This is a genomic window from Mycolicibacterium brumae, from assembly GCF_025215495.1.
Lineage (GTDB): Bacteria > Actinomycetota > Actinomycetes > Mycobacteriales > Mycobacteriaceae > Mycobacterium > Mycobacterium brumae.
This window is the reverse complement of the sequence record NZ_CP104302.1, coordinates 2,143,743-2,167,267: the sequence shown is the minus strand read 5'-3', so window position 1 is coordinate 2,167,267 and position 23,525 is coordinate 2,143,743. Positions and strand designations below refer to the sequence as shown.

20 protein-coding genes are annotated in these 23,525 nt (G+C 67.3%); 9 read left to right on the top strand and 11 right to left on the bottom strand.

Going from position 1 to position 23,525, the window contains the following annotated elements:
• Positions 1 to 97: 97 nt before the first annotated feature.
• Positions 98 to 3,640, top strand: a complete 3,543-nt coding sequence (dnaE, locus tag L2Z93_RS10490; RefSeq protein ID WP_090585040.1) for a DNA polymerase III subunit alpha — start codon at positions 98 to 100, stop codon at positions 3,638 to 3,640.
• Positions 3,637 to 4,038 (top strand): hypothetical protein, encoded by a 402-nt coding sequence (locus tag L2Z93_RS10485; protein ID WP_128111866.1) that lies wholly within the window; start codon positions 3,637 to 3,639, stop codon positions 4,036 to 4,038. The genes dnaE and L2Z93_RS10485 overlap by 4 nt, the downstream gene beginning before the upstream one ends.
• A gap of 22 nt (positions 4,039 to 4,060) precedes the next feature.
• Here the strand turns inward: L2Z93_RS10485 and L2Z93_RS10480 are convergent, their stop codons facing one another.
• Genes L2Z93_RS10480 through L2Z93_RS19355 form a run of 4 tightly spaced genes read right to left on the bottom strand, consistent with a single transcriptional unit; the run spans position 4,061 to position 5,424 of the window.
• Entirely contained in the window at positions 4,061 to 4,219 is a 159-nt protein-coding gene (locus tag L2Z93_RS10480; protein ID WP_162561840.1) for a hypothetical protein, read from the bottom strand.
• A 33-nt stretch (positions 4,220 to 4,252) separates the two neighbouring features.
• A complete protein-coding gene (locus L2Z93_RS10475) occupies positions 4,253 to 4,564 on the bottom strand; it encodes a hypothetical protein (RefSeq protein WP_128111867.1) in 312 nt (103 codons plus the stop codon).
• Between the two features lie 20 nt (positions 4,565 to 4,584).
• On the bottom strand, positions 4,585 to 5,028 hold the full coding sequence (locus L2Z93_RS19360; RefSeq protein WP_306439060.1) for an alpha/beta hydrolase family protein: 444 nt from the start codon (positions 5,026 to 5,028) through the stop codon (positions 4,585 to 4,587).
• Positions 5,029 to 5,061: 33 nt separating this feature from the next.
• Positions 5,062 to 5,424, bottom strand: a complete 363-nt coding sequence (locus L2Z93_RS19355; protein WP_306439061.1) for an alpha/beta hydrolase — start codon at positions 5,422 to 5,424, stop codon at positions 5,062 to 5,064.
• 189 nt (positions 5,425 to 5,613) lie between these two features.
• Here L2Z93_RS19355 and L2Z93_RS10465 point away from each other — a divergent pair, with 189 nt between their 5' ends.
• Positions 5,614 to 6,048 (top strand): nitroreductase family deazaflavin-dependent oxidoreductase, encoded by a 435-nt coding sequence (locus L2Z93_RS10465; protein ID WP_090585034.1) that lies wholly within the window; start codon positions 5,614 to 5,616, stop codon positions 6,046 to 6,048.
• On the opposite strand, the gene L2Z93_RS10460 is transcribed toward L2Z93_RS10465, so the two are convergent.
• The 3 genes from L2Z93_RS10460 to L2Z93_RS10450 form a co-directional block, all read right to left on the bottom strand.
• The gene (locus L2Z93_RS10460; RefSeq protein ID WP_090585032.1) at positions 6,035 to 7,138 is read right to left on the bottom strand and encodes an NAD(P)-dependent alcohol dehydrogenase; all 1,104 of its coding nucleotides are present in this window, start codon (positions 7,136 to 7,138) and stop codon (positions 6,035 to 6,037) included. The two genes, L2Z93_RS10465 and L2Z93_RS10460, sit on opposite strands and share 14 nt — an antisense overlap.
• 9 nt (positions 7,139 to 7,147) lie before the next feature.
• Positions 7,148 to 7,822: a hypothetical protein gene (locus tag L2Z93_RS10455; RefSeq protein ID WP_090585030.1), complete on the bottom strand. Its 675-nt coding sequence runs from the start codon at positions 7,820 to 7,822 to the stop codon at positions 7,148 to 7,150.
• 109 nt (positions 7,823 to 7,931) lie between these two features.
• On the bottom strand, positions 7,932 to 8,246 hold the full coding sequence (locus L2Z93_RS10450) for a hypothetical protein (RefSeq protein WP_090585028.1): 315 nt from the start codon (positions 8,244 to 8,246) through the stop codon (positions 7,932 to 7,934).
• Positions 8,247 to 8,352: 106 nt separating this feature from the next.
• Here L2Z93_RS10450 and ilvA point away from each other — a divergent pair, with 106 nt between their 5' ends.
• The 6 genes from ilvA to L2Z93_RS10420 all read left to right on the top strand — a co-directional run bounded on the left by ilvA (position 8,353) and on the right by L2Z93_RS10420 (position 14,753).
• Complete coding sequence (gene ilvA / locus L2Z93_RS10445; protein ID WP_090585026.1) at positions 8,353 to 9,636, top strand: threonine ammonia-lyase IlvA; 1,284 nt, start codon at positions 8,353 to 8,355, stop codon at positions 9,634 to 9,636.
• 509 nt (positions 9,637 to 10,145) lie between these two features.
• Positions 10,146 to 11,333 carry an HNH endonuclease signature motif containing protein gene (locus tag L2Z93_RS10440; protein WP_234785963.1) on the top strand — a complete coding sequence of 396 codons (1,188 nt, stop codon included), beginning with the start codon at positions 10,146 to 10,148 and terminating at the stop codon, positions 11,331 to 11,333.
• A 50-nt stretch (positions 11,334 to 11,383) separates the two neighbouring features.
• Positions 11,384 to 12,586, top strand: a complete 1,203-nt coding sequence (locus tag L2Z93_RS10435) for a site-specific integrase (protein WP_090585022.1) — start codon at positions 11,384 to 11,386, stop codon at positions 12,584 to 12,586.
• A complete protein-coding gene (locus tag L2Z93_RS10430; protein WP_260575374.1) occupies positions 12,583 to 13,512 on the top strand; it encodes a tyrosine-type recombinase/integrase in 930 nt (309 codons plus the stop codon). The genes L2Z93_RS10435 and L2Z93_RS10430 overlap by 4 nt, the downstream gene beginning before the upstream one ends.
• Positions 13,509 to 14,498 carry a tyrosine-type recombinase/integrase gene (locus tag L2Z93_RS10425; RefSeq protein ID WP_090593719.1) on the top strand — a complete coding sequence of 330 codons (990 nt, stop codon included), beginning with the start codon at positions 13,509 to 13,511 and terminating at the stop codon, positions 14,496 to 14,498. The genes L2Z93_RS10430 and L2Z93_RS10425 overlap by 4 nt, the downstream gene beginning before the upstream one ends.
• A 102-nt stretch (positions 14,499 to 14,600) precedes the next feature.
• Complete coding sequence (locus L2Z93_RS10420; protein WP_324611364.1) at positions 14,601 to 14,753, top strand: hypothetical protein; 153 nt, start codon at positions 14,601 to 14,603, stop codon at positions 14,751 to 14,753.
• Positions 14,754 to 15,041: 288 nt separating this feature from the next.
• Here L2Z93_RS10420 and treZ read toward each other — a convergent pair whose 3' ends face one another.
• From treZ to L2Z93_RS10400, 4 genes are read right to left on the bottom strand one after another with little or no spacing between them, the layout of a single operon-like run.
• Entirely contained in the window at positions 15,042 to 16,766 is a 1,725-nt protein-coding gene (gene treZ, locus L2Z93_RS10415) for a malto-oligosyltrehalose trehalohydrolase (RefSeq protein WP_090592428.1), read from the bottom strand.
• Positions 16,759 to 19,074, bottom strand: coding sequence for a malto-oligosyltrehalose synthase (gene treY / locus L2Z93_RS10410; RefSeq protein WP_090592423.1), 2,316 nt, complete (start codon positions 19,072 to 19,074; stop codon positions 16,759 to 16,761). The genes treZ and treY overlap by 8 nt, the downstream gene beginning before the upstream one ends.
• A 4-nt stretch (positions 19,075 to 19,078) precedes the next feature.
• The gene (gene glgX / locus L2Z93_RS10405; RefSeq protein ID WP_090592419.1) at positions 19,079 to 21,280 is read right to left on the bottom strand and encodes a glycogen debranching protein GlgX; all 2,202 of its coding nucleotides are present in this window, start codon (positions 21,278 to 21,280) and stop codon (positions 19,079 to 19,081) included.
• 19 nt (positions 21,281 to 21,299) lie between these two features.
• Positions 21,300 to 23,435 (bottom strand): acetyltransferase SucT, encoded by a 2,136-nt coding sequence (locus L2Z93_RS10400; protein ID WP_370745896.1) that lies wholly within the window; start codon positions 23,433 to 23,435, stop codon positions 21,300 to 21,302.
• Positions 23,436 to 23,525 lie beyond the last annotated feature (90 nt).

Here is a 23,525-nt window from a genome sequence, read left to right as displayed (position 1 = left end):
ACGCGGCGGGTCATCGCGGGCGACACGCCCAACACACCCGTCAGGGCCCGCGGGGTGAACATGACCTGTCGGTGAACAGTCCTAGACTGGGCTGCCTATGGGTACCACCGGCTCCTTCGTGCATCTGCATAACCACACCGAGTATTCGATGCTCGACGGGGCCGCCAAGGTCAGCCCGATGCTCGCCGAGGCCAAGCGGCTGGAGATGCCCGCGATCGGCATGACCGACCACGGCAACATGTTCGGCGCCAGCGAGTTCTACAACGCCGCGGTCAAGGCCGACATCAAACCGATCATCGGCATCGAGGCGTACATCGCCCCGGAGTCGCGGTTCAACACCAAGCGCGTCACCTGGGGCGACCCCAGCCAGAAGTCCGACGACGTCTCCGCCAGCGGCGCCTACCTGCACATGACGATGGTCGCCGAGAACGCCACCGGCCTGCGCAACCTGTTCAAGCTGAGCTCGCTGGCGTCTTTCGAGGGCCAGCTCGGCAAATGGCCCCGGATGGACGCCGAGATCATCGCCGAGCACGCCGAGGGCATCATCGCCACCACCGGCTGCCCGTCCGGGGAGGTGCAGACCCGGCTGCGGCTCGGCCACGAGCAGCAGGCGCTGGAGGCCGCCGCCAAGTGGCGGGAGATTTTCGGCCCGGACAACTTCTTCCTGGAGCTGATGGACCACGGCCTGTCCATCGAGCGACGGGTCCGCGAGGGACTGCTGGAGGTCGGCCGCAAGCTCGGCATCCCGCCGCTGGCCACCAACGACTGCCACTACGTAACCCGCGACGCCTCGCAGAACCACGAGGCGCTGCTGTGCATCCAGACCGGCAAGACGCTGTCGGACCCCACCCGGTTCAAGTTCGACGGCGACGGCTACTACCTCAAGTCCGCCGCCGAGATGCGGGCCATCTGGGACGACGAGGTGCCCGGCGCGTGTGACTCCACCCTGCTGATCGCCGAGCGGGTTCAGCCGTACACCGACGTGTGGGCCCCCGTCGACCGGATGCCGGTGTTCCCGGTGCCCGAAGGCCACGACCAGGGCTCCTGGCTGCGACACGAGGTGCTCGAAGGTTTGCGGCGCCGGTTCCCGGACGGGGTTCCGCAGAACTACATCGACCGCGCCGAGTACGAGATCGACGTCATCTGCGGCAAGGGCTTCCCGTCCTACTTCCTCATCGTGGCCGACCTGATCAGCTACGCCCGCTCGATCGGCATCTGGGTCGGACCGGGCCGCGGGTCGGCGGCCGGTTCGCTGGTCGCCTACGCGCTGGCCATCACCAATATCGACCCGATTCCGCACGGCCTGCTGTTCGAGCGGTTCCTGAACCCGGAGCGCCCGTCCGCGCCGGATATCGACATCGACTTCGACGACCGTCGGCGCGGCGAGATGGTGCGCTACGCCGCCGACAAGTGGGGCAGCGACCGGGTCGCGCAGGTCATCACCTTCGGCACCATCAAGACCAAGGCCGCGATCAAGGACTCCGCGCGGGTGCATTACGGCCAGCCCGGTTTCGCCATCGCCGACCGGATCACCAAGGCGCTGCCGCCGCCGATCATGGCCAAGGACATCCCGGTGTCCGGCATCACCGACCCCTCCCATGAGCGGTATAAGGAAGCCGCCGAGGTCCGCACCCTGATCGACACCGACCCGGATGTGCGGACCATCTACGAGACCGCCAAGGGCCTGGAGGGCCTGGTCCGCAACGCCGGCGTGCACGCCTGCGCGGTGATCATGAGCTCCGAGCCGCTGATCGACGCGATTCCGCTGTGGCGCCGCCCGCAGGACGGCGCGGTCATCACCGGCTGGGACTACCCGTCGTGCGAGGCCATCGGCCTGCTGAAGATGGACTTCCTGGGCCTGCGGAACCTGACCATCATCGGGGACTGCCTGGAGAACATCAAAGCCAACCGGGGCATCGACCTGGACCTGGAGACGCTGCCGTTCGACGACCCGGCGACCTACGAATTGCTGTCCCGCGGCGACACTCTCGGCGTTTTCCAGCTCGACGGCGGGCCGATGCGGGACCTGCTGCGCCGGATGCAGCCCACCGAGTTCAACGACATCGTCGCGGTGCTGGCGCTGTACCGGCCCGGCCCGATGGGCATGAACGCCCACAACGACTACGCCGACCGCAAGAACGCCCGGCAGCCGATCAAACCGATCCACCCGGAACTCGAAGAGCCGCTGCGGGAGATCCTCTCGGAGACCTACGGTCTGATCGTCTACCAAGAGCAGATCATGTTCATCGCCCAGAAGGTCGCCTCCTACAGCATGGGCAAGGCCGACGCGCTCCGAAAAGCCATGGGCAAGAAGAAACTCGAGGTGCTCGAAGCCGAGTACAAGGGCTTCCAGGAGGGCATGACCGCCAACGGATTCTCCCAGGCGGCGGTCAAGGCGCTGTGGGACACCATCCTCCCGTTCGCCGGGTACGCGTTCAACAAGTCGCACGCCGCCGGCTACGGCCTGGTGTCCTACTGGACGGCGTACCTGAAGGCCAACTACCCGGCCGAGTACATGGCCGGGCTTTTGACCTCGGTCGGCGACGACAAGGACAAGGCCGCGGTGTACCTGGCCGACTGCCGCCACCTCGGCATCACCGTGCTGCCGCCCGACGTCAACGAGTCCGAACTGAACTTCGCCTCGGTGGGCGAAGACATCCGGTTCGGCATGGGCGCCATCCGCAACGTCGGCGCCAACGTGGTCGGCTCGCTGATCGAAACGCGAGAGACCAAGGGCCGCTTCACCGATTTCTCCGACTATCTCAACAAGATCGACATCGCGGCCTGCAATAAGAAGGTCACCGAATCGCTGATCAAAGCCGGCGCGTTCGACTCCCTCAAACACGCCCGCAAGGGCCTGTTCCTGGTGCACACCGACGCCGTCGACTCGGTGTTGGGCACCAAGAAGGCCGAGGCGATCGGCCAGTTCGACCTGTTCGGCGGCGGCGACGAAGACGGCGGCACCGATTCTGTCTTCACCATCAAGGTCCCCGACGAGGAGTGGGAAGACAAGCACCGACTCGCCTTGGAGCGAGAGATGCTGGGCTTGTACGTGTCCGGCCACCCGCTGGACGGCATCGCGCACCTGCTGGCCAACAACGTCGACACCCAGATCCCGGCGATCCTGGAGGGCGACGTCGCCGACGGCGCCCAGGTTCAGGTCGGCGGCATCCTGGCATCGGTGAACCGTCGGGTGAACAAGAACGGATTGCCCTGGGCCTCAGCGCAATTGGAAGACCTCACCGGTGGCATTGAGGTGTTGTTCTTCCCGCAGACCTATTCGATGTTCGGCGCGGACATCGCCGACGACGCGGTGGTCCTGGTCAAGGCCAAGGTCAACAAGCGCGACGACCGGCTGTCGCTGATCGCCCACGAACTGATCGTCCCGGACTTCACCAGCGCGCAGGCCGGCCGCCCGCTCGCGCTGAGCCTGCCCACCCGGCAGTGCACCATGGACAAGGTGTCGGCGCTCAAGCAGGTGCTGGCGCGGCATCCCGGCACCACCCAGATCCACCTGCGGCTGATCAGCGGTGAGCGGATCACCACCCTGGAACTGGATCAGTCGCTGCGGGTGACGCCGTCCTCGGCGCTGATGGGAGACCTCAAGGCGCTGCTCGGACCGGGGTGCCTGGGCGGTTGAGTTTCCTGAGTTGGGAGTGGATCGGCCCGCTCTCGCTCCTGCTGGCACTGTTGGCCTGGCTGCTGGGCCGGGTCGCGCAGCGGGAGCCGCGGTGGCGGATGCTCGGCAGGGTTCTATTGGTGCTGGCGCTCTGCGTGCTGGCGGTGTGGGCGGCGGGCTACGTCGCGTTCTTCGGGACCTGGTTGTACTGGCCGGCGCTTCGGGTGTTCGGCGCCAACGCCTCGGCGCTGCAATCCGCGGTGTATCTGCAGGCCGGGGTGATGACCGTCGGCGTTCTGGTGTTGCTCCGAAAGCATTGGGCGCGTTTGTATCCGGTGGCGGTGTTCCTGGTTGTGGTGTTCTGGTTCGCCGGCTGGCTGACTGTCAACCCGGAAACGTGGCTCCCCGCGCAATCTTGAATGCCGTGGTCCGGGTAGTGCGCTAGAAACCCCAGTTCCCGTCCGGGGCGATGACGAATCCGTGTTCGGAGTATTTGTCGGGCTGGTCGCGGAGGCTGTCCGTCGGGACGATGCGGCAGGCGAGGGTGCTTTCGTCGATCGCCGCGCATTGTGTGCCGAGGTAGCCGTTTTCGAATCGCATTCCCGCCGGGAGCAACAAATACTGCCTGTCACTCTAGGACTCGTCGGTGGCGCTGAACTCTGCGGCCTGACTCGTGGAAGCGTGTGCGCGGAACAACCGACCGTCGGCCTGCGTGCCCTGACAGCTGATCCCGCCGTCGGTCGGGATCATGGTGACCACGCACCGCACTCCACTGGGCGTCGAGAACCGCCAGCCTGACGCGCTCGGATGACCACCGATGTCCCCGTAGGGTCCGGCATTCACTCTCTGGAACCCGTCGAGGTCGGGGAACTGTCGCGGGGCGGGATCGGCGGCGATCGTCGGCGTGGACCCGCACCCTGAAACCGCGATGGCGACAGCGATCATCGGCCACACTGTGCGGGCTATCACGTGAGGTTGTCCCGGTAGAACGGCGCGAGCACCTCGACCGCCTGGTCCACATACTCCGGCTTGTCGTACAGGTCGTAGTGGCTCGCGCCGTCGACGACGTGCAGGTTCCTCTTCTGAGAGCGGGCCCGAGTGAACAGATCGAAGCCGTCGCGGTAGGAGCCGAACCCACCCGGTACGCCGCCGACGATGATCTGCAGGGGTTGGGTCAGCAGGTGCTCGGCCAGGTGGAACGCGTCGAAGGTGTAGACGCTGCCCTGGTCGAGACGAACCTTGTTGGGGGAGTTGGGGTTCTCTCCGCGTGGGGTGCGGTAGTACGTCACGGCCTCGACGATGTCGATGTCGGTGATGCCGGCGGCCTCACGCTCTTCGACCGAGTTCGGAATGTATTGGGTGATGGTCGGCTCTGCGCCGCGGGCCACCGCGGTGCGCTCTTTCCGCAATCGCCTCCAGCGTGGCCAGCGCGGAATCCGGGCTCAGATCCCCGAGTAGCCGCCGCCGGCGCAGATCCCGAGGATGCCGATCCTGTCGGCGTCGACGTAGTCCAGGGTGCTCAGGTAGTCCACCGCGCAGCGGAAGTCCTCGGTGCGGCTGGCGGGGTCCTCCAGGAAGCGCGGCTCGCCGCCGCTCTCACCCTGGTAGGACGCGTCGAACGCCAGCGTCACAAAGCCCTGGGCCGCGAGCTTCTCGGCGTAGATGCCCGAGGTCTGCTCCTTGCAGCTGCTCACCGGGTGTCCACAGACAACCGCCGGGTAGTTTCTGGATTCGTCGAAACCCTCCGGGACCCGCAGGTCCGCGGCCACCTGCCAGGTCCGGTTGGTGAACTGAACCGACTTCATGTGACTTCCCCTATCTGTGATGTGATCGGCGAGACGCGATCACCGGCGCGCAGGCCGCGACTGCCGGAATCGTCGGCCTCGCCCCTCACGTTGCCAGCGTCACCGCGCGTTGAGAAGGGGCGAAAATTATCCCCCCAACGTCAGCCCAGCCCGGGTTAGCGGCGCGTGGGGCGGCGTACGCTCGAAACCATGCCTCTGACTGGTGAATACGAACCCGGAACGTTGGATTGGGCCCGCAAGAACGCCGAGGTCATCATGGCCTCGGGCGGAACGGAGGGTATGGAACTGCGCGGGATGAAGGTCATCCTGCTGACCACCGTCGGCGCCAAGACCGGCAAGCTGCGCAAGACTCCGCTGATGCGCGTCGAGCACGACGGCGAGTACGCCATTGTCGCCTCGCTCGGCGGGGCCCCGAAGAACCCGGTCTGGTACTACAACGTGAAGGCCAATCCGCTGGTTGAACTGCAGGACGGGACCGACACTGCCGACTACCAGGCCCGCGAGGTCTTCGGCGACGAGAAGGCGATCTGGTGGGAGCGCGCGGTCGAGGCGTATCCGGACTACGCCGACTACCAGGCCAAGACCGACCGGCAGATCCCGGTGTTTGTGCTCAGCCGGGTGTGAGCACAACCTTCACGGCCGCGCCGCTGAGCTGATCGGCGATCGCCTCGTTGATCTGTGCCAGGGGGCGGGTGCTGATCAGCCGGTCGAACGGAAACCTGCCCTGCCGGTGCAGGTCGTACAGGTGGGGGATGAAGCTCTGCGGGTCGGCGTCTCCCTCGACGATTCCGCGAATCATCCTGCCCGCCATGGTGAATCCGGCCATCCGGGTGCTGAACGCGGCGCCTGGATCGGCCGGCACCCCGACCAGGCCGAGCACACCGCGCACTCCCAGCGTGCGGGTCAGTGACTCGATCACCGTGGGGATCGCGGTGGTGTCCAGCGCGTGAGTCACGCCCGCCGGGGCGATCGCGCGGACCAGTTTGCCCAGATCTGCGGCGGCCGGGTCGATCACGTGGGTCGCCCCGAGTTCGAGCGCCAACGCCCGTCGGGCCGGGTTCGGTTCGACGACGATGAGCTGCCCGGCCTCCCGGACCACGCCGGCCAGCAACGCGGCCAGCCCGACCGACCCGCCCCCGGCGATCAGCACCGACAAACCCGGCCGCACATCCAATGCGTTCATCACCGCGCCGGCGCCGGTCTGGATGCCGCAGCCCAGCGGTCCCATCAGTTCGATCTGCGCGTCGTCGGGCAGCTTCACCGCGTTGCGTCGGCGGGCGAGCGCGTGGGAGGCGAACGATGACTGCCCGAAGAACGCCGATCCCAGCGCGGCTTCCTGGGAATGCAGCGCTGCCGACCCGTCGGGCCGGGCGCCGGAGAAGTTTCGCCGGGTGGACTGCAGGCAATATGCCGGCGCGGACTGCGCGCAGTTGAGGCAGTCTCCGCAGCTGTCGATGCTCAGCACCACCTTGTCGCCGACGGCCAGGTCGGTCACCTCGGCGCCCACGTCGACCACAACGCCCGCGCCTTCGTGCCCCAAGACGCCGGGCAGCGGGAACGGCAGGTGCCCGTCGCGCACCGCGATGTCGGTGTGGCACAGGCCTACTCCGGCGATCTGCACCAGGACTTCGTCGGCGCGGGGTTCGTCGAGATCCACCTCGGTCACGGAGAACGGCGCGCCGACGTGAGGGACCACCGCCGCCGAAACCCGCACCAGCCGACCCTAATTCAGCACGCTGACCGCGCGGGCGAAGACCAGCGCGATCGTCGTCGTCGCAACCAGGGATTGCACGATCATCATGGCCTTGGCCCACCGAGCCAGTGGCATGGTGTCGGTGGGGGAGAACGCGATCGAGTTGGTGAACCCGACGTACAGGTAGTCGAAGCACATCGGCCGCCAGCCGGGCCGGACCTGTCCCGGCGGGGACGTCATCTGCGGGAATTGGAACGCCGGGTACCGCGTCGTCCCAGCGGCGCGTTGGGCGGGCCCGCCGCGGTCCAGGGCCCAGTACCAGAGCCCGAATGCGATGACGTTGGTCAGATAGACCGCCGCGCCGCTGCCCAATAGCACCGGGGCGGCGTCGGCCATCTCCCCGTTGATGATGTGCCAGTCCAGCACTATCGCGGCCAGGGTGTTGTCGAGGGTGATCGCGCCGATCAGCAGCCGCATCGACCAGGTGCCCAGCACTGTCCAGCGATGTGCGGTGAGCGGATTGCTCACCAGGATCACCACGATCAGCAGCGATTCCAGAGCGATCATCGGAATCCGGGGCACCGCCGTGTAGCGCTCCGGGATCGCGATCTGCAGGGAGATCACCGCGCCGATCGCCAGCAGCGCCACCAGCCGGGATTCGGGCCGGATTGCCGGGGCAGCTGCGGAGTCGGCGGTGTCGGTCATCGTCAGACAGTGTGACGCACCGGGCGGCGAAAACACACGTGCGTGCCCAGCCCCGCCGGACGCGGACGTGGAGCCGGCCTGATCGCCGTGATCAGCGGGGCGGCGGCAGTCACTTCGTCCTCGGCGCGCCGGTCGAGGTTCCGAACTGCAGGCGGCTGCCGAGCAATCCGAGAGCGATGGCCACCGGGACGGTGTACACGGCGTAGATGAAGGTGTAGAGCGGACCGCCGATGAACAGCGCGCTGAGCACCAGGCCCGCCCACTGTTTGAGTCCGACCGGGGCGTAGTCGGCCGCGTGCGCGATGAGGGCCCAGACACTGACGGTCAGCCAGACCAGCACCGCTGCGGCGAGCATTGATCGGACGACGCTTCGCTCGGTGGGTTTGACGACGCGGACCTGGGGAAACTTCGGGTAATCGATCACGGATCGACGGTAGGGGCCCGCCGATGGGGTAGAAGTACCTAGTTCGCTTCGACGGCTGGGAGCGGCGGTAGTCAGACGGTCGGGTGGGGCGTGGCACCATATACCGGTGTCCGCCGAGCTGAGCCAACCGCCGCACTCCGAGATCACCGCCACCGATATCGATGCGGCGGCGGCTCGCATTGCCGGCTTGGTGACGCGCACCCCGCTGCAGGTCAGTGAGCGGCTCTCCCAGCTGACCGGCGCCCAGGTCTACCTCAAGCGCGAGGATCAGCAGGTGGTTCGGTCCTACAAGATCCGCGGCGCCTACAACCTGATCAAGCAGCTCACCCCGGCGGAGATCGCTGCCGGCGTGGTCTGCGCGTCCGCCGGCAACCACGCTCAGGGATTCGCGCTGGCCTGCCGCTCGATGGGCGTGCGCGGCCGGGTCTACGTGCCGGCGAAGACCCCGAAGCAGAAGCGGGACCGGATCCGCTATCACGGTGGTGAGTTCATCGAGCTGATCGTTGGTGGCGCGACCTTCGACATCGCCGCCGCCGCGGCTGCCGAAGACGTCGCCCGCACCGGAGCGACGCTGGTTCCGCCGTACAACGATCTACGCACGATGGCGGGACAGGGCACTGTCGCCGTCGAGATCCTCGAGCAGCTCGGTCGCGAACCCGATCTGGTGGTCATCCCGGTCGGTGGCGGCGGCTGCATCAGTGGCATGACCGCCTACCTGGCCGAACGCACCCGCAACACCTCGGTGCTGGGCATCGAACCGGCGGGGGCGGCCGCGATGGTCGCCGCGCTGGCCGAGGGGCAGCCGGTGACCCTGGAACACGTCGACCAGTTCGTCGACGGCGCCGCGGTGGCGCGCGCCGGCGACCTGCCGTTCCGGGTGCTGTCCGGGGCCGGCGACATGGTCTCGCTGATGACGGTCGACGAAGGCGCGGTCTGCACCGCCATGCTCGACCTCTACCAGAATGAGGGCATCATCGCCGAGCCGGCGGGCGCGTTGTCGGTGGCCGGGTTGATGGAAGCCGATATCGCCATCGAACCGGGGTCGACGATCGTCTGCCTGATCTCCGGTGGCAACAACGACGTCTCCCGATACGGCGAGGTGCTGGAGCGTTCACTGGTGCACCTGGGCCTCAAGCACTACTTCCTGGTGGATTTCCCGCAGGAGCCCGGCGCGCTGCGCCGCTTCCTCGACGAGGTGCTCGGCCCCGACGACGACATCACCCTGTTCGAGTACCTCAAGCGCAATAACCGGGAGACCGGCGCGGCGCTGGTGGGTGTGGAGCTCAGCAACGCCGGGGACCTGGACGGGCTGCTGGCCCGGATGGAGAAGTCCGAGTGCCACATCGAGCAGTTGGAGCCGGGGTCACCCGCTTACCGCTACCTGACGTGAGCCGCGTTCCCGGGCCGCTCGACCTCACTGCCTGGCGCGGTTGGGCACCTTCTGGGATCGCAAAGGAGTTCGAATTACCTCTTTTTGAGGCCTTGCGGAGGTCTGATGTGAGGTGTATCATAGTACGTAGGTTCGAATAGCGTAGTCAGAATCAGCGTAATCACCGTCAATAGCCGTACCAGAATCAGAGCCCCCCGTAGGTCGGGGTTTCGAACCGGAACCACACAGTCAGCGATTCGCGCCCTCGGGCGCCACTGTTGGGAAGCCTGGTACGTGCGATGGAATCCACAGTTTCTGAGGCCGTCGGCCTCGACGCCTTCATTTGTGAGATCGACGGGTTCGTGGGGACGCTGATTGATCAGCTCGCCCCGCCACCGACGACCAGCCCTCCGGCGGTGACCGTCTCGCCGCCAGCGCTCGTCGCACCGCCGACGTCATCGCCACCTGGTTCGTCCCCGCCGGGTTCGTCGGTCCCGGGCCCACCCGATGGTGATGACGGGTCGCGGCGGTTGTTCGATCTGCTGTACAACCCGACGCGGGTGTTCGACGAGCCGAGGTTGGATGCGGTGCTGGTTGCGGCGGTGGGTCTGCGGAATCTGGCTGATCATGTGTTGGCCTCGGCGACCGCCGCCGCTGAACGCGCCGGTGTCCCCACCCGCCGGCATCTGCGCTCCGGGGCGCAGTTATTGACCGGCCTCGGTGTGGTGCCCGGGACGGCGTACCGGCTGGCCCGGGTGGGGCGCGCGGCCCATGAGTTGCCGGCGGTGACCCAGGCGCAGCGTCTCGCCGGGATGGGCGCCGAGTTGGCGGACGCCATCGGTGTGGGTGTGGCTCATATCGGGGCTCGGGTCGACCTCGACGAGCAGCAGCGCGCCGACGTCGTCGCGACGTTAATGGTGCAAACGACGCCGGGTGAGGTTGCCAAGAAAGCCCGGGCGATCGCGATCGCCCGCACCCCCGACAATCCGGCGTCGCCGGTGCCGGTGGCTGAGGATGAGGCGCTCAATGAGATGACCCTGACCCAGGGCGCCGATGGCTGCATCGTCGGATCCTTCGATTTGGATGTGGTGGCGGGGGAGGAGTTGCACGCCGCCCTGGACGCCTTATGCCGGCCGGTCCCGGGCCCGGACGGGTCGGTAGATCCCCGCCCGGTGGGCAAACGCCGTGCTGACGGGTTCGCCCAGGTCATCCGGGCCTACCTATCCGGGTATGAGCGCCCCACCTCCGGCGGAGTCCTGCCCCACGTGAGCCTCATCCGCCCCGCCACCACACCAAGCTGGGGGTCAGCCGTCGAACAGTCGGTGGATCAGTTGGGGTTCACCGGCCCGGTCACGAAGAAGACCGCGACCCTGATCTCGTGTGACGCGACCGTCGACACCATCCTGGTCGACGGTGCCGGGGCGCCGTTGGATGTGGGCCGGATGCAACGCTTGTTCTCACCGCGGATCCGCAAGGCGCTGATCGCCCGGGATGGCGGGTGCGCGTTTCCGGGGTGCGGCCGGCCGGCGTCGTGGTGTGACGCTCACCACATCCAAGCGTGGGAGGCCGATGGGGTGACCAGCGTCGACAACGGGGTGATGCTGTGCCGGTTATTCCGATATCGGAATAATCGGCATTATGCCGAGTCGGCGGTTATGCCGATTTTGAGGGAGTCTGTGCTGGTCAGTGGGTTTTCGGTGGAGTTGTTGTCGGCATAATTTTGGCCGGTGATGCTTGGTTCTTCCGTCGGATTGGAAGGACTTTGGTCATGGTTGTGGTGTCGCGTGTGCGGGTGGATGGCCCGTTGCAGGAGTTTGCCGCGGGGTTCTCCGTAGCGCTGGAGTCGGTGGGTTATGCGCCGTTGTCGGCGGCGAATCAGTTGCGCTTGATGGCGCATCTGAGTCGCTGGATGGCGTTTGAGGGTGTGGCGCCGAGTGAGCTGAATGACGAACTGGTGCAAGCATTTCTATCGGTTCGGTCGGCGCGGGGGTATGTGGGTTGGTTGTCCGCGCGCGGGTTGGCGCCACTGCTGGGGCATTTACGCGCAGTGGGCGCGGCGCCGGCACCGGTGCCGCGGGTGCCGTCAGGCCCGGTGGAGGAACTCTTGACCGAGTACCGGGCCTATCTGTTCTGTGAGCGCGGCTTGGTGGCGGCCACGGTGCGTTACTACGCGCAAGAGGCGCGGCTGTTCTTGACGCGTTCGGGGTCCGGTGAGCTGCGCGAGTTGACCGCCGGCACGGTCACACGGTTCGTCGTCGCCGAGGCTTCAGTTCGATCGACGGGCGCGGCGAAGTTGATGGTTACGGCGTTGCGGTCTTTGCTGCGGTTCCTGTTGTTGACCGGGCGGGTGGAGACTGATCTGGTCTCGGCTGTCCCGGCGGTGGCGGGTTGGCGATTGGCGTGGCTGCCGCGTTCTGTGCGACCTGATCAGGTGCGGGTGCTGCTGGAGTCTTGCGAGCAGAATCGGCTTGTGGGTCGGCGGGACTTCGCGATCCTGACGGTGTTGACGCGGCTGGGGTTGCGCGCCGGTGAAGTCGCCGCCATGGAACTCGATGATATCGATTGGCGCGCTGGCGAACTCGTCATCCGTGGCAAAGGCAATCAACATGACAAGCTTCCGCTGCCGGTTGACGTGGGACAGGCGCTGGTTGGTTATCTGCGTGCGGGCAGGCCGACATCTTCGTATCGGCAGGTCTTTCTGACGGCTCTTGCCCCGCATCAGCCGCTGGCGAGCGGTTCGGTTTGCGCCGTGGTGGGCCGTGCGTGTGTTCGGGCCGGCATTGAGCGCATCGGGGCGCATCGGCTGCGACACACCACCGCCACCAGCGTGTTACAGGCGGGCGCTTCCCTGGAGGAAGTCGGACAACTGTTGCGGCACCGGGAACTGAACAGCACCGCCATCTACGCCAAGGTCGACCACGGCCGGCTCGTCTCGGTGACTCGGCCCTGGCCGTCTGGGAGCCCGTCATGACCGCCCTGGCCGACGCGTTGGCCGACTACCTCACCATGCGGCGTGCGCTGGGATTCAAGCTTGAACGCGCCGGCGGGTTGCTGGCTGACTTCGTCGCCGAGGCTGGGCGGGTCGGCGCGCAGCGCGTGACCGTCGAGTTGGCGCTGAGGTGGGCCACTGAGCCGGTGGGCGCAGACCCTGTCTGGCACGGCGCTCGGCTGTCAGCGGTGCGCGGATTCGCGCGCTATCTGGCCGCAATCGACCCAGCCACCGAGATCCCGCCTGCTGACCTGCTGCCCGGGCGATCTCATCGGGCGGTTCCCTACCTCTACACCGACGCCGAGATCGCCGCGTTGATGGCGGAGGCCCGGAATCTGCGATCACGGTTGCGGGGGATGACCTACGCCACCTTGATCGGACTGTTGGCCGCCACCGGGTTGCGCATCGGCGAAGCCATCGCGTTGGACCGTGGTGACGTCGATCTTCCCGGCGCGCTGATCACGGTGCGCAATGCCAAGTTCGGCAAGTCCCGGCAATTGCCGCTGCATTCCAGCGTCACCAACGCGTTGACCTGCTACGCCGAGACCCGTGACGCGCTGTGCCCGTCGCCACGCACTGATGCCTGGTTCGTTTCCAACGCCGGCACCCGGCTGATCTATAAAAACGCCCACGAGGTGTTCCACCAGCTCACCGAGCGAGTCGGGCTGCGGGCGCGCGGGCCGCGGTGCCGGCCCCGCCCGCACGACCTACGGCACACCTTCGCCATCGCCACCGTTTTGGACTGGTATCGCGACGGCGACGACGTCGCCAGTCGCATGCCCCTGTTGTCGACCTATCTCGGGCACGTCTCGCCATCGGACACCTACTGGTATCTGTCTGCAGCCCCGGAACTGCTCATCGAAGCCGCCCAACGTCTGGAACCCGACCAGGAGGACCATCAGCGATGACCGCCATCGCCGCGACCGTTCAAGCGTTCTTCACTCAACGGCTCATCACCCAGCGCCAGGCCAGCCCGCACACCATCGCCGCCTACCGCGACACCCTGCGCATGCTGCTGACCTTCATCAGCGAACGGACCCAGACACCGTGTTGCCGTCTGCAATTCAACGATGTCAACGCAGACACCGTGTCAGCGTTCCTCGACCACCTCGAGCATGACCGCGCCAACAGTGCGCGCACCCGAAATGCCCGCCTCGCGGCGATCCACTCCCTATTCGGATTCGCCGCGCAGCGCCATCCCGAGCATGCCGCAGACATCACCCGGGTGCTGGCGATACCTGCCAAGCGCGCCGACCACACCGTCATCACCTACCTCGCCGACATCGAAGCCCGAGCACTGCTCAACGCCCCTGACCGGGCCACCCGCACCGGGCGACGCGACCACGCCATCCTTGCGCTGGCTATCCAGACCGGGCTACGCGCATCAGAGCTAACCGCGTTGACTCGCAACGACATCCACCTTGACACCGCAGCCCACGTCGCCTGCCGCGGAAAAGGACGCAAACACCGCATCACCCCGCTGACCAACACCACCGTCGCGATCCTGAGAACCTGGATAGCCGAAACGTCCGACCCCGACTCAGATCTGCTGTTCGCGACCAACCGTGGCGGCCCGCTGAGCCTGGACGCCCTCGCCCAACGCGTCGCAGTACACGCCGCCACCGCGACGGCATCGTGCCCCTCCCTGGCCAACAAACACATCACCCCGCACGTGCTGCGGCACACAGCGGCCATGCGACTGCTCCACGCCGGAGTCGACACCACCGTCATCGCACTATGGCTCGGACATGAAAGCCTCACCACCACAAGGATTTACCTACAAGCCGACCTCGAACTCAAACAACGAGCACTCGACCGAACCGCCCCCATCACCACACGCCCAGGCCGATACCGACCACCCGACAAACTGCTCGCATTCCTTGAATCCCTCTGAAATTATGCCGACAACAACTCCACCGAAAACCCACTGACCAGCACAGACTCCCTCAAAATCGGCATAACCGCCGACTCGGCATAATGCCGACACCATCACACGATGATTCATCACGGCGGCTGGCAGGTGTACCTCGGCGCCGACCGCCACCCCTGGTTCATCCCACCGGCTGACCCCAAGCACCCGGACCGGCCACGTGAGCACCTGCGATCGCACGCCCGACGGACCATGACCAGCCTGCCGACCGCGGCCTGACCGCGGCACCGCGCCGAAGGGCGTCGACCGGCCGCCACCCGGACACCCGGGAGCCGGATCAGACTCTCTGACAACTGAATACACAGGGACAACTGAATACACGGCACAACTGAATACGCGTCACCAGCACGAACGAACCTTGACAACTCCACAGAGACACAAGCGCCCCAACAGTGGGCGCCGGTCGGCACGACACCGGCCGGCGCCCACCCGGCAACCCTGCATCCGGATAGCGCCTCCGGGACAGCGTCCGGCCAGCCGCCCGAGCCACGCGAGGCCCCGCCGTGACTAGCTGCTGCGCAGCACCGCGAACGACTCCCCGGTCAGCCGAACTTCGTCGCCGGCGAACTCCGGTGTGCCCCAGCCGTACACGAGCTCGCCGGAGACGGGAATCGTCGCCGGGTCGGACCCAAGGTTGCAGACGATCGCCAGTGACCCGCGGCGCAGCACGATCCAGCGGGCATCCTCGTCGAAATCGACGCGGACACGGTCCAGTCGGTAGTCCGACAGGTCCGGTTCGTCGCGGCGCAGGGCGATCAGATCGCGGTACAACCGCAGCATCTCCGCGTGCAGGGGTCGCGACCGTTCCGACCAATCGAGCTTGGAGGCGTCGAAGGTGCGGCGGTCCTGCGGATCGGGGACCGTCGCGGCATCCCAACCGTGCTCGGCGAATTCGGCACGACGGCCGACGCGGATCGCCTCGGCCAGCTCGGGTTCGGTGTGTGAGCTGAAGAACGCGAACGGCGTCGATGCCGCCCACTCCTCGCCCATGAACAGCATCGCGGTGAACGGGCTGAGCAGCGCCAGTGCCGCGCTGACCGCCAATTGGCCGGCACTCAGGTAGGCGCACGGCCGGTCCCCGGCGGCCCGGTTGCCCACCTGGTCGTGCGTGCACGTATAGGCCAGCAGACGGTGGCCGGGAACCTTGGTGATATCCAACGGACGGCCGTGTCGGCGCCCCCGGAACGACGAGTACGTCCCGGCGTGGAAGAAGCCGTGCTTCAACGTGTGGGCCAGGGTTTCCATCGAGCCGAAATCGCCGTAGTAGCCCTGGCGTTCACCGGACACCGCGGTGTGTAGCGCGTGGTGGATATCGTCGTCCCACTGCGCGGTCATCCCGTAGCCGCCCTCATCGCGTGGCGTCACATAACGGGGGTCATTGCGGTCTGTCTCGGCGATCAGCGACAGCGGGCGGCCCAATTCGTCTGACAGCGCGGCTGTTTCGGCGGACAGCTCCTCCAAGAGGTTCACCGCGGTGGTGTCCACCATGGCGTGCACCGCGTCCAACCGCAGCCCGTCGACCCCGAAATCGCGCATCCACCGCAACGCGCAATCCAGGATGTGCCGACGAACCTCGTCGGAATCGGCCTCACTGATATTGACGCCGGCGCCCCACGGGTTGGCGACACTCGACAGGTACGGCCCGAACCGGGGCAGGTAGTTTCCCGACGGCCCCAGATGGTTGAACACCACGTCCAACAGCACCCCGAGGCCGTGGGCGTGCGCCGCCTCCACGAACCGGATCAGCCCGTCGGGCCCGCCGTAGGGTTCGTGGACCGCGTACCAGGCCACTCCGTCGTAACCCCAGCCGTACTCCCCGGAGAACGCGTTGACCGGCATCAGCTCGACGAAATCGACACCGAGCTCAACCAGATAGCCGAGCTTGTCGATGGCGGCGTCGAAGGTGCCGGCCGCGGTGAACGCCCCGACGTGCAGTTCGTAGATCACCGCGCCCTCGGTCGAGCGTCCCGCCCAGCCCGCAGCAGGCGTAGTCGGCGGATCCCACAGCGCGGACCGCTCATGCACCCCGTCGGGCTGACGCGGCGAACGCGGATCGGGCAGCACAACCGGGTCGTCGTCCAGCAGGAACCCGTACCGCGCGTCGTCCGCGGCCGGGACCGTCGCCGTCCACCAGCCGTCGTCGTCGCGGCGCATCGGGTGCGGCACACCGTCGACGTCGAGCCGCACCAACTCCGGGATGGGCGCCCACACCGTGAACGTCCGCTCAGACATCGGCGCGCTCCAGAAGAGCCACAGGGGAATCGGCGAACAATCGGCCGGCCTGCACCGGGCCGGACCACGTCCCGCCGCCGATCACGTCCCGCCAGCGGCCCGGCGGCAACGCCAGCACGGTGTTCTCCCAACCGGTTTCGGCCAGCGTCAGCGTCCAGCGGGACACCGCGACCACGACATCAGGTTCCGCGCCGGGGAGGAGCCCGCGGGCGAACGCGACCAGATGCTCGGCGCGGGCGCCCTCGGCCAGCAGCGGTCGATAATCGCCGGTCAGGAACGTGTCGGACAACCGACGGCGCAACTGCAGCGCCGCCGTCACCAGCGCCAGCTTCGGGTGCGCGCCCTCGGCCAGCGCCGTCCGGCGGGCCTGGTAGTCGACCGGTCGCCGATTATCCGGATCGACCAGGCTGTCGTCCCACAACTCGGTGCCCTGGTACACGTCGGGCACCCCCGGCACGGTCAGGCACAGCAGTTTCTGCCCGAGCGCGTCGCTGCGGGCGTGCGGGTCCAGCCGGTTGACCAGCAGCGTCATCCCGTCGGCGGCCGGGCCGTCGAGCACCGCGTCCAGCCAGCTGTGCAGCGCGTCTTCGAACTCGGCGTCCGGGTCGGTCCACGAGGTTCGCATCCCGGCCTCCCGAATCGCCTTCTCCGCGTAACCGTGCAGCCGCTGCCGCAGCTCGTCGGTCACCACGCCGTCGACCGGCCAGACCCCGAAGATGTTCTGCCACAGGAAAAGCCCGGTCGCCAGGTCGGGGGAGGGGGCCAGCCGCTCGAATGAAGCGACCTCGGCGGCCCACAGGTCCGGGGCCTGGGACAACACCGCGATGCGGGCGCGAACATCCTCGCCGCGCTTGGTGTCATGGGTGGTCAGCGTCGACATCGCCGCCGGCCACAGCCGCGATCGGACCTCCGATGCGCGGTGGAACTCCGCGGTGCTGACCGCGAACCGGTCCGGCTCGCCACCGACCTCGTTCAGGGACACCAGTCGCGGATCCCGGTAGAACAGGCAATCCTCGACTGCCTTCGCGGTCACCGCGCCGCACAGCTGCTGGAAGCGCGCCGCCGGATCGGGGTGCAGCAGCCCGGCGATCACCAACTCCAGCGCGGAAGCCAATTCCGGGTGCGCGGAAACCGTTTCGGCGATCGCGATGCCCAGCACTTCCGACAGCCCGGCATAGTCGCAGCGATACACCGGGATCCGGGCCGCCAGCGCCACGATCGCATCCGGCAGCAAGTCGTGGTCGCGGCCCGCCGCGGCGGCCACCCCGCGGCGCAACCGCGCCAGTTCGGGGGCCAGAATCTCGGTGGCGGCCCGGCTTTTCAGATCGATCAGGGTGGGGGCGGGATCGTCGTCGTCGAATCCGGCCGCCGCGGCAAGTTCCGTCAGCCGGGCGCGGCCGGCCGGGTCGGTGAACAGCCCGCCGATCTCACGCAACACGTCGTAGCCGGTGGCGCCCTGCACCGGCAGCGTCGGCTCCAGCGCCTCACCGGCGGCGAGCACCTTCTCGATCACCAGGTAGGCGTCCGGCCCGATCAGCGCCCGCAACTGGTCGAGGTAGCCGGCCGGGTCGCTCAACCCGTCGGGGTGGTCCACGCGCAGACCGTCGATGAGATCCTCGTCGAACCAGCTTTTGATCTCGGCGTGGCTGGCGGCGAACACCTCCTCGGTGCGCTGGCGCAGCGCCGCCAGCGAGGTGATCGAGAAGAACCGGCGGTAGCCGCAGCCACCGGTGCGCCAGTCCACCAGCCGGTAGTGCTGCCGGTCGTGCACGGCGCGCGGGTCCCCGTTGCCGGTGCCCGGGGCGATCGGCAGCATCAGGTCCCAGAGCCGCAGCGTGTCGCCGTCGACCCGCAGACCCGCCAGATCGTCCTCGGAACCCAGCAGCGGCAACACGATCCGGCGGTCGGGGTCCAGCTCCCAGTCGATGTCGAAGAACGACGCGTACTGCGACTGCTCGCCGTGTCGGAGCACATCCCACCACCACGGGTTCTGTTGCGGTGCGGCAACTCCCACATGGTTGGGCACGATGTCGACGATCAGCCCCATCCCGCGCTGACGCGCGGCGGCCGACAGCCGGACCAGGCCCTCGCGACCACCGAGGGAAGTGGCCACCGTGGTCGGATCCACCACGTCGTAGCCGTGCTCGGAGCCGTGCACCGCGCTCAGGATCGGCGACAGGTACAGGTGCGAGACCCCCAGGCCGTCCAGGTAATCCAGCAGCCCTTCGGCTTCGGCGAATCCGAAGATCGCCCCGGACGCCGGGCCGCGCAACTGCAATCGGTAGGTGGACAGCACCGGGACACCCATGGGCTCAGTTGACCTTCCTCAGGATTTGCACGGACCTGCCGACCAGCCGGAATTTGTCGCCGGCGCGCACCGGCTGGTCCGAAAAACCATTGGGAATCGCGGTGTCCAGCACCGTGATCCACTCCTCGGCGTAGTGCTCGTTGGGGGCGAGCACGTCGATGTCGGCGCTGTGGGCGTTGAAACAGAGCAGGAACGAATCGTCCACCACCCGCTCGCCGCGGCTGTTCGGCTCCGGGATGGCCTGGCCGTTGAGATAGACCACCACACTTTTGAACCCGGAATACCAGTCGACGTCGGTCATCTCGACGCCATCCCGGGTGAGCCAGGTGATGTCGCGGGACTTGCCCTCCACGCCGAGAATCCGTCTGCCGTCGAAGAAGCGGCGCCGACGGAACACCGGATGCTTGCGGCGCAATTCGGTGATGCGGCCGACGAACTCGAGCAGTTCCGCGCCCGAATCCCGCATGGACCAGTCCATCCAGGACAGCGGCGAATCCTGGCAGTACACATTGTTGTTGCCGGACTGGGTGCGGCCGAACTCGTCGCCGTGGCTGATCATCGGCGTGCCCTGGCTGACCATCAGGGTGGCCATCATGGCCCGCACCTGTTTGCCGCGCAGCGCCAGGATCGCCGGATCGTCGGTGGGGCCCTCCACCCCGCAGTTCCAGGACCGGTTGTGGCTCTCGCCGTCCCGGTTGTCCTCGCCGTTGGCCTCGTTGTGTTTCTCGTTGTAGGACACCAGATCCGCCATGGTGAACCCGTCGTGCGCGGTGACGAAGTTGATGCTGGCGCTGGGCCGTCGGCCGGTGGCCTCGTACAGGTCCGAGGAGCCGGTGAGCCGGGAGGCGAACTCGCCGAGCGTCGCCGGCTCGCCGCGCCAGTAATCGCGCACGGTGTCGCGGTACTTGCCGTTCCACTCGGTCCACAGGCTGGGGAAGTTGCCGACCTGGTAGCCGCCCTCACCGACGTCCCACGGCTCGGCGATCAGCTTCACCCGGCTCACCACCGGATCCTGCTGCACCAGGTCGAAGAACGCCGAGAGCCGATCCACCTCGTGCAACTCCCGGGCCAGGGTGGAGGCCAGGTCGAAGCGGAAGCCGTCGACGTGCATCTCGGTCACCCAGTAGCGCAGTGAGTCCATGATCAGCTGCAGGGTGTGCGGATTGCGGGCGTTGAGGCTGTTGCCGGTGCCGGTGTAATCCCGGTACAGCCGTTTGTCTTCGTCGAGCAACCGGTAGTACGCGCTGTTGTCGATACCGCGGAAGTTGACCGTCGGTCCCAGGTGGTTGCCCTCGGCGGTGTGGTTGTAGACCACGTCGAGGATCACCTCGATGCCCGCCTCGTGATAGGCCTTCACCATCGCCTTGAACTCGGCGACAGCGCCGCCGGCATTACGGGTGGCCGCGTACTGGTAGTGCGGCGCGAAGAACCCAACGGTGTTGTAGCCCCAGTAGTTTCGCAGGCCCAGGTCCAGCAGCCGGTGGTCGTGCATGAACTGGTGCACCGGCATCAGCTCGATCGCGGTGACGTTCAACGACTTAAGGTGATCGATCACCACCGGGTGCGCCAGGCCGAGGTAGGTGCCGCGAATCTCCTCCGGCACCCCGGGATGGGTCTGGGTCATGCCCTTGACGTGCGTCTCGTAGATGATCGTCTCGTGGTACGGCGTGCGCGGCGCGCGGTCGTGGTCCCAGCCGAAGTACGGGTTGATCACCACCGAGGTCATGGTGTGTCCCAGCGAATCCAGCCGCGGCGGAACGCCGCCGGAGGCCAGGTCGTCGGCCTCCAGGTCGTAGGAGTACAGCTCCTGGCCGAAATCGAAGTCGCCGTGAAATGACTTGCCGTACGGGTCCAGCAGCAGCTTGGACGGATCGCAGCGCAGCCCGGCCGCCGGGTCCCACGGGCCGTGCACGCGGAAGCCGTAGCGCTGGCCGGGGGTGATGGTCGGCAGGTAGGCGTGCCAGACGTGGCCGTCGACCTCGTCGAGGTTGATCCGGGTTTCGGCGCCGGACCGGTCGATCAGGCACAGTTCGACCCGCTCGGCGACCTCGGAGAACAACGCGAAGTTGGTGCCGGCCCCGTCGTAGGTGGCGCCCAGCGGGTACGACGATCCGGGCCAGATCGAGGTGATCCCGCCCTGGCTGCGGTCGGCGTCGGTGCCGACCGGCAGCGACCCGGATTCACCGGAAATAGGGCGGGCGGTCATGCAGGAAACCCTAGTGGGTTCACCACCAGTTGGTGGCGGCGCCGATCTGACGGCCCAATTCCGCCGTCATCGTGCGCATGTAGGTCGAGGTGAAGTGATGAGAATCGTGGTAGATCAACACATTGCCCTCGACCGCGCGGCAGTAATCCGGGCGGCAGACCGCGTCGCTCATGTCCAGCGGCTTGAGCAACGGGAACTGGGTCAGGTACGCCAGCGTCGGGTTCGTCTCGGCCAGCACCACGTCGCGTTTGATGCCGCAGGACACCGCGTCGCCGCCCCCGGACAGGCAGTCCTTGGGCACCTGCGGGTTGCCGTCCTTGACCAGCCACGGGGTGTCGCGCATGGCCAGCACCGGGATGCCCGCCGCGTCGAGGTACTCCCAGATGCCGACGTAGCCCTTCGGCATGACGTCGCCCGGGCGGATGTTCCACGGCCGGGTCGAGGTGGTGAACACGTAGTCCGGGCGATCCTCGACGAGCTTGGTCATCACCTTGTCCACCCACTGCCGGCACTGCGGGTAGGGGGCGTTGGAGCCCATCACCTTCGGCACCGGCTCGGTGGTCAGCGCGCAGCCCATCTTCAGGTAGGTGACCACCTTGAAGCCGTGCTTCTTGCCCAGCAGGTCCAGCGCGGTGATCCAATGCTCGGCGTGCGACCCGCCGGCCAGCGCGATGGTGCGCCGCCCGTTCGGGTCGCCGTAAACGCAGTTGACGATGTCGCCGTTCTTGAAGTCGCTGATGCACTTGTCGTCGGTCGACATCGGCAGGTCTTTTTCGGCCTCCAGCACCGTCGGGCGCATCGGCACATTGGGCACCCGCAGGTGCGGGTCCAGCACCGCCCGGGCGCCCGGGTAGTCCCGGGGGCTCAGCGCGGCGAGCTCACCGCCGTCGGCGCGGGCATTCGCCACGTGGATGCGCCAGGTGAACGACGTCGCGACCAGCGCGACGCCGAGCAGCACCACGATCGTGGCCACCACGCCGGTGCGCCAGGACTGCCGCGCGGCGGAGTCCTGACGCAGCGGCTCCTCCACGAAACGCATGGTGAGGTAGGCCAGCACCCCCGAGATCAGCAGGATCGCGGCGCCGTCGAGCAGCCCGGCGCGCTCGTTGCCGGTCCAGGCCAGCCAGAAGATCAGCAGCGGCCAGTGCCACAGGTAGAGGGCGTAGGCCATGCCGCCGAGGGTCAGCAGCGGACGCCAGGCCAGCATCCGGTTGGGCAGCGGCAGCTTGTCGCGGGTGCGCGGGCTGCTCTGCCGGTTGGCGGCGGCCAGGATCAGCACAATGGTGGCGCCCACCGGAACTAGCGCCCACGGGCCGGGGAACTCGTTAACGCCGTCGATCCAGAAGCCGCAGCTCACGATCAGCCCGAGCGCGATGAAACCGAGCAGCGAACGCAGCCACATCGGCCAGCGGACCGTGCCGATCAGCGCCCCGGCCAGCGCGCCGATCAGCAGCTCCCAGGCGCGGGCGAAGCTGTCGTAGTAGGCCCAGGCCTGGTCGGCGTTCCCGGCGATGATCGCGTACACGAACGACGCGATGGTCAGCGCCGTGATCAGCACGATGAAGAACGGCCGCAGTTTCGCGCCCAGCGGGCGGCGCAGCAACCACGCCAGCCCCATCACCAGGATCAGCAGCGACAGGTAGAACTGGCCCTGCACCGACATCGACCAGATGTGCTGCAGCGGGCTGACCGCCTCGCCGGCGCGTAGGTAATCCGAGGCGGTGTTGGCCAGTTCCCAGTTCTGGTAGTAGCCGAGGCTGGCCAGCGTCTGATTGACGAAGGTCTCCCACCGGGTCTCCGGCTGGATCAGCACCGTCAGCACCGCGGCGCCGGCCAGCACCACGATCAGGGTGGGCAGCAGCCGGCGCAGGATCCGGTGCATCTGGTGCACCGGCCGCAGCGGCGCGCTCGGGTTGATCGCCCCGCGCAGCAGTTTCCCGCCGAAGAAGAAGCCGGACAGCACCAGGAACACGTCGACGCCGCCGGAAACCCGGCCGAACCAGACGTGGAAGACAGCGACCATCGCGATGGCGACACCGCGTAGGCCATCGAGATCGTGCCGGTAGAAACCCGCTTTCCTGGCGCCCATCGCGGTGGGGGCCACAGGCTCGGCGGGTGCTGTGCGCACCGGCCGCTCGGCGGTCATGGTTGCCATGATCGTCTGACAGGGTACCGGGACCTCCCGGTTAGCCTCGCGCTTTCATCGTGAGTCGCCACGCGGGGTGTGTCGTGAATAGAGAAAGGT

What these genes read in the sequence shown, in the direction of transcription:
- L2Z93_RS19355 (WP_306439061.1), bottom strand. Translation starts at nt 5,424, where the DNA reads ATGAAGTCGGTTCAGTTCACCAACCGGACCTGGCAGGTGGCCGCGGAC.
- L2Z93_RS10435 (WP_090585022.1), top strand. Translation starts at nt 11,384, where the DNA reads ATGGTTGTGGTGTCGCGTGTGCGGGTGGATGGCCCGTTGCAGGAGTTT.
- treZ (WP_090592428.1), bottom strand. Translation starts at nt 16,766, where the DNA reads ATGTCTGAGCGGACGTTCACGGTGTGGGCGCCCATCCCGGAGTTGGTG.
- L2Z93_RS10425 (WP_090593719.1), top strand. Translation starts at nt 13,509, where the DNA reads ATGACCGCCATCGCCGCGACCGTTCAAGCGTTCTTCACTCAACGGCTC.
- L2Z93_RS10400 (WP_370745896.1), bottom strand. Translation starts at nt 23,435, where the DNA reads ATGGCAACCATGACCGCCGAGCGGCCGGTGCGCACAGCACCCGCCGAG.
- L2Z93_RS10465 (WP_090585034.1), top strand. Translation starts at nt 5,614, where the DNA reads ATGCCTCTGACTGGTGAATACGAACCCGGAACGTTGGATTGGGCCCGC.
- dnaE (WP_090585040.1), top strand. Translation starts at nt 98, where the DNA reads ATGGGTACCACCGGCTCCTTCGTGCATCTGCATAACCACACCGAGTAT.
- L2Z93_RS10420 (WP_324611364.1), top strand. Translation starts at nt 14,601, where the DNA reads ATGATTCATCACGGCGGCTGGCAGGTGTACCTCGGCGCCGACCGCCAC.
- treY (WP_090592423.1), bottom strand. Translation starts at nt 19,074, where the DNA reads ATGGGTGTCCCGGTGCTGTCCACCTACCGATTGCAGTTGCGCGGCCCG.
- L2Z93_RS10475 (WP_128111867.1), bottom strand. Translation starts at nt 4,564, where the DNA reads ATGATCGCTGTCGCCATCGCGGTTTCAGGGTGCGGGTCCACGCCGACG.
- L2Z93_RS10455 (WP_090585030.1), bottom strand. Translation starts at nt 7,822, where the DNA reads ATGACCGACACCGCCGACTCCGCAGCTGCCCCGGCAATCCGGCCCGAA.
- L2Z93_RS10480 (WP_162561840.1), bottom strand. Translation starts at nt 4,219, where the DNA reads ATGCGATTCGAAAACGGCTACCTCGGCACACAATGCGCGGCGATCGAC.
- glgX (WP_090592419.1), bottom strand. Translation starts at nt 21,280, where the DNA reads ATGACCGCCCGCCCTATTTCCGGTGAATCCGGGTCGCTGCCGGTCGGC.
- L2Z93_RS10430 (WP_260575374.1), top strand. Translation starts at nt 12,583, where the DNA reads ATGACCGCCCTGGCCGACGCGTTGGCCGACTACCTCACCATGCGGCGT.